The organism is Marinobacter persicus (assembly GCF_002934325.1).
In the GTDB taxonomy this organism is placed as follows: domain Bacteria; phylum Pseudomonadota; class Gammaproteobacteria; order Pseudomonadales; family Oleiphilaceae; genus Marinobacter; species Marinobacter persicus_A.
Window position 1 is genome coordinate 1 of the sequence record NZ_PTIV01000059.1, and the last position, 4,469, is coordinate 4,469.

Genomic DNA, 4,469 nt, shown 5'->3' on the forward strand with positions numbered 1-4,469 from the left:
TCATCCTGATGACCTTGAGAACCACAACGGACTGTTCTATCAGTTGCAGGACATCCCATTTGACCTCTGGACGTTCAAACGGGGAGACGAGGAATATCGAGTCAAAATGACGGGCGATCGCGCCTCAAACGATGGCGATCTGGTTCGCCGGTGGTGCGTCGCTGGTCGCGGTCTTGCGATAAAATCGTGTCTTGATATGTCGGATGATCTGCTTGCAGGCCGTGTCACCACAATCATGCCGGACTATGCGCCGCCGGTATCCGAGCTGTGGCTGATTTGTCCTACCCGACAGTCAATAACGCCGGCAATGAGGTTGTTGAGGGATGACCTGCGTGCAAAAGTAGGCGAACTGATGAATGCAATGATTGCCGGAGGCTTTTTTCCTCCGGATCGCTTGTCCGGAGGAAAAAAAGACGCCTGAAAAACAGCGGGTGCGTTATTGATGATAAGAAATTCTCATTAACGTGCAGTACACCACTGGCAGCACCACTAACGTCAATACCGTTGCAACACCCAAACCGAACACGATAACCACCGCCATGCTCGCGAAGAAGGCATCGCTGAACAGAGGAATCATTCCCAACATGGTGGTTACGGCCGCCATAAGCACAGGTCGTACCCGGCTTACCGCGGCCTCAACCACCGCAGTGAATGCATCATCCTGCTGTTCTAACTGAATATTGATCTCCTCAACCAGCACAATGGCATTCTTCAGTACCATACCGATCAGACTCAGAGTCCCGAGCAGCGCCATGAATGTAAAAGGCGCGCCGAGCAATACCAGTCCACCAATGATTCCAATCATCATGAGAGGAACAATCATCCAGATAGACAGAGCCTGTCGGAAGCTACCGAACAACAGCATCGAAATAATGAACATCCCCAGCAGTCCAAGAGGCAGCGAGGAGAAAAGCGAAGTCTGAGCTTCGGATGAGGTCTCGTACTCTCCACCCCACTCAATCGAATAGCCGTGGGGAAGCTCCAGCGCGTCGACCTGCGGGCGGATCCTCTCCAGCACACTCGCCGCCGTCTCCCCCGACAAAGGCATGGGTTCGGCATAAACCGCCAACATCCGCTCCCTGTTTCTGCGTTTTATCAACGGATCCCGCAGTTCCGTATTGATGGCATTGATGACGTTGCCCGCGCTGACATAGCGGCCCTGCTCTTCACTCCAGACATTGATCGAGGTAAGGTTTTCGATGTCAAAACGCTGCTCCTCTCTTGACCGCATAATGATCGGAATGAGGTCGCTCCCCTCACGGTACACTCCAACCTGCTGCCCCTGATTATTCAGCAACAACGCCTGGTGCAGTGATTCGCGAGATACGCCAAGGCGCCGGGCCTGTTCTTCGAGGAACTCCGGTACGATCACGGCTTCCCGATTACCCCAGGACAAGCGCACGCTGTCGGCCAGAGGTTCATTTTCAAAAATTGCCTGCACGCGCACACCGATTTTCCGGAGTTCTTCGGGATCTTCTCCAAAGATACGAGCTTCAAGACTGGCTTTGGCTGAGGGCCCCACCTGCAAAGCCTGCACTTTGTAATGCACGTTCGGGAAGTCTGTACGCAGTTGCTCAATGACTTCCTCCATACGGGCCTCTCTCGACGCCTTATCCCGGGTCTCTACGATCAATTGGCCAAAACTGGCGTATCGCTGCTCCGGTGAATACGTCAACGTAAAACGCTGGGCTCCGCCACCGGTGACACTGGTCACCTGAACGACCTGGTCCATGTCATTCACGCGCGATTCCAGCCGCTTTACGGTCTCTTCGGTTTGCAAGATGTCGGCGCCCTCGGGCAACCAAAGGTCAACAAAGAAGAGTGGCGTTGTGGCATTCGGGAAGAAAGCATTCTTAACCTGTCCCGAGAACGATAGAACCCCAGCCAGAAGCGCGATCGCAAGTGTTAATGTCACGAAGCGATAATGAATCGCGTAGGTCAGCAGGCGGCGGAAGACGACGAAAACAATTCCCTTATAGGGGTCGTTATCGGATGACTGCCCGACACTCTCGAGCTTGTCGGGATAGAACATATCAAAGAAAAACGGGGTCAGAGTGAGTGCCGTCAGCCAGCTCAGGAAAAGCGAGTAGCACAGAACCCAGAACAGGGAGCCAATGAATTCTCCGGTGGTGTCTGGTGAAAGGCCGATAGGAGCAAAGGCCGTAATGGCAATCACGGTAGCGCCGAGCAGCGGGTACCGGTTCTGCGAGACCACTTCTTTGGCTGCCTGCCTTTTGGACTTGCCCTTGGAAAGGCCAATCATCATGCCCTCGGTGACGACGATGGCATTATCGACCAGCATCCCCAGCGCAATGATCAGCGCACCCAATGAAATCTTCTGGAGCTGAATACCGTGTATTGCCATAAGCACGAATGTACCCATGATGGTAATCAGCAGGATCAGCCCCATGAGCAGGCCACTTCGCAGCCCCATGAACAGCAAAAGCACAATAATGACAATGCCCACCGCCTGAGCAAGGTTCATGAGAAAAGCAGATACTGCCTCCTCGACTACTTCAGGCTGGTTATACACTGTGTTCAGTGTCATGCCGATGGGTTGCTGTTTTTCCAGGCGTTTCAAAGCCTCATTGAGACTCTCACCTACATCAACAACGTTGGTGCCCTCTGCAAATGACACGCCGATGGTCAAAGCAGGCAATCCGTCAGAGTGGTAAAGCAAGGCGGGTGAGTCATTGGTCACCCTGCGAACTTCGGCCAGATCGCTGAGCCGGATAATACCCGAATCAGCGCTTCCAACTGCCAGTTGCTCAAGTGCCTGAACGGAATCAAGCTGACCGGTTGGCTGAACGGATAACGACAGCCCTTCACTGCGCAGGTGGCCAGCGTTGCCCACCGTATTCTGCGCATTCAGAAGGCTTGCCAGGTATTCTGGCGAGATGCCAAGAGCACGCATACGGTCACGGTCCAGTGACACGATCATCTGCTCGTCGACACGACCACCGATACTGACTTTTGCGACGCCCTCCAACAATCGCAGTTCTCGCTGAATGAGATCCGCATGGTCACCAAGATCTTTCAGCGAGTAGCCGTCACCACGCAACGTGAGCAGCAGGCCGAAGACATCGCCAAAGTCATCGTTCACGATGGACGTGTTCACGCCTGGTGGCAGACCAGGCTGGGCATCATTAATCTTTCGCCGAAGGATATCCCAATACTGGTCTAACTCCCCTTCTCTGACCGTCTTCTTGAGTTGGACAGTAATCTGCGACAAGCCGTCCGAGTTCACCGAAGTAATGTCATCGATGCCCGGCATCTGCTGGATCGCTTTTTCCAGAGGCAGCGTAACCTCCTCCTCGACTTCAAGAGGCGTTGCTCCGGGATATTGGGTGGTCACCAAGGCGGAACGTAACGTGAACTCCGGGAATTCAAGCTGGCCAAGACCCAGAAACGCGAACATGCCCCCAACCCCAAGCAACAGCGTGACCATCCAGCTGATGGACTTCCGATCAAGAAAATAATCGACCATCTCAGAGCCCGCCCTCTTTTTCCCAGGGACGGACCGAACGATCCCTGTTCATCCGGTGAGCGCCGGCAACCACGATTCTGTCGCCCGGGCTGAGCTCTCCCCGAACAAGCACGCCATCGTTCATTTTCTTACCCGGCTCGACATCCACCGGCTCGACGCTGCCCGTGTTATCGCCATTCTCACCATCGGCAGCAGCCACGTATCGCCAAACCACGCTAGTGCCGGGTTCTGCGTCAGGTGTTACAAGCGCCGCGGTTGGTATCAGCCACGACGGGGCGCTCTCTCCAGCCAATGTGCCGTAATCAAGCAGAACGGTCGCGCTCATCCCCGAAAGCACTGTGATGTCCTCGGGTTCAGGGAGCGTTACGGTAACCTCATAACTGAGCGACCCCTGAGAGGCATTGCTGTCATGCTCTTTGTAGCTCGCGGCGTAGCGTTTATCGGGAAGCTCGGGAAACTGTACCCACGCGATAGTGTTGCCATTGGCGCGAACGTTCCTGGATCTCTGTGGTTGAAGGCGGCGGACCTGTTGTTCAGGCATCTGGAACGAGACGTCGATAGAGCCGGGCCGTTGCAGTTCGGCAATGGCCTGCTGCGCTGATACAACCTGAAAGACATCCACCGGCACCCGTGAAATGACGCCATCAAATGGCGCTTTGAGAACGGTATAGGAAAGTTGGTCCTCCGCGCTGGCCAGTTGCGCTCTGGCAGAGAGGTACTCGGCCTCGGCCTCATCGAAACGGGCCTGACTGATGGCCTGGCGCTCCAACGATATTCGCATTCGCTCGAAGGTGGCCTGTGCCAGATTGAAATTTGACCGGGCGTTTTCCAGGCGGGTTCTTGCGTCCCGATCGTCCAGGCGGGCAACAACTTCTCCTTTTTCCACAGTGTCGCCTGCTTTAACGGCCAGCTCTGTCAGCTCTCCTCCCACTCTGAAAGAGAGTTCTGAATGGTCAGACGCCGAGACTCTGCCCGGATACTG

Annotated in this window: 3 protein-coding genes; 1 reads left to right on the forward strand and 2 read right to left on the reverse strand. The window is 54.9% G+C overall.

What is annotated here, in order from left to right; genetic code table 11:
- Positions 1-421: LysR substrate-binding domain-containing protein (locus BY454_RS16315; RefSeq protein ID WP_258075683.1), on the forward strand; the 421-nt coding region annotated here is incomplete at its 5' end.
- A 15-nt stretch (positions 422-436) separates the two neighbouring features.
- Here the strand turns inward: BY454_RS16315 and BY454_RS16320 are convergent.
- Together BY454_RS16320 and BY454_RS16325 are read right to left on the reverse strand one after the other, a co-directional pair.
- On the reverse strand, positions 437-3,487 hold the full coding sequence (locus BY454_RS16320; RefSeq protein WP_008172293.1) for an efflux RND transporter permease subunit: 3,051 nt from the start codon (positions 3,485-3,487) through the stop codon (positions 437-439).
- A gap of 1 nt (position 3,488) precedes the next feature.
- Positions 3,489-4,469: efflux RND transporter periplasmic adaptor subunit (locus BY454_RS16325; RefSeq protein WP_104425572.1), on the reverse strand; the 981-nt coding region annotated here is incomplete at its 5' end.

What these genes read in the sequence shown, in the direction of transcription:
- BY454_RS16320 (WP_008172293.1), bottom strand. Translation starts at nt 3,487, where the DNA reads ATGGTCGATTATTTTCTTGATCGGAAGTCCATCAGCTGGATGGTCACG.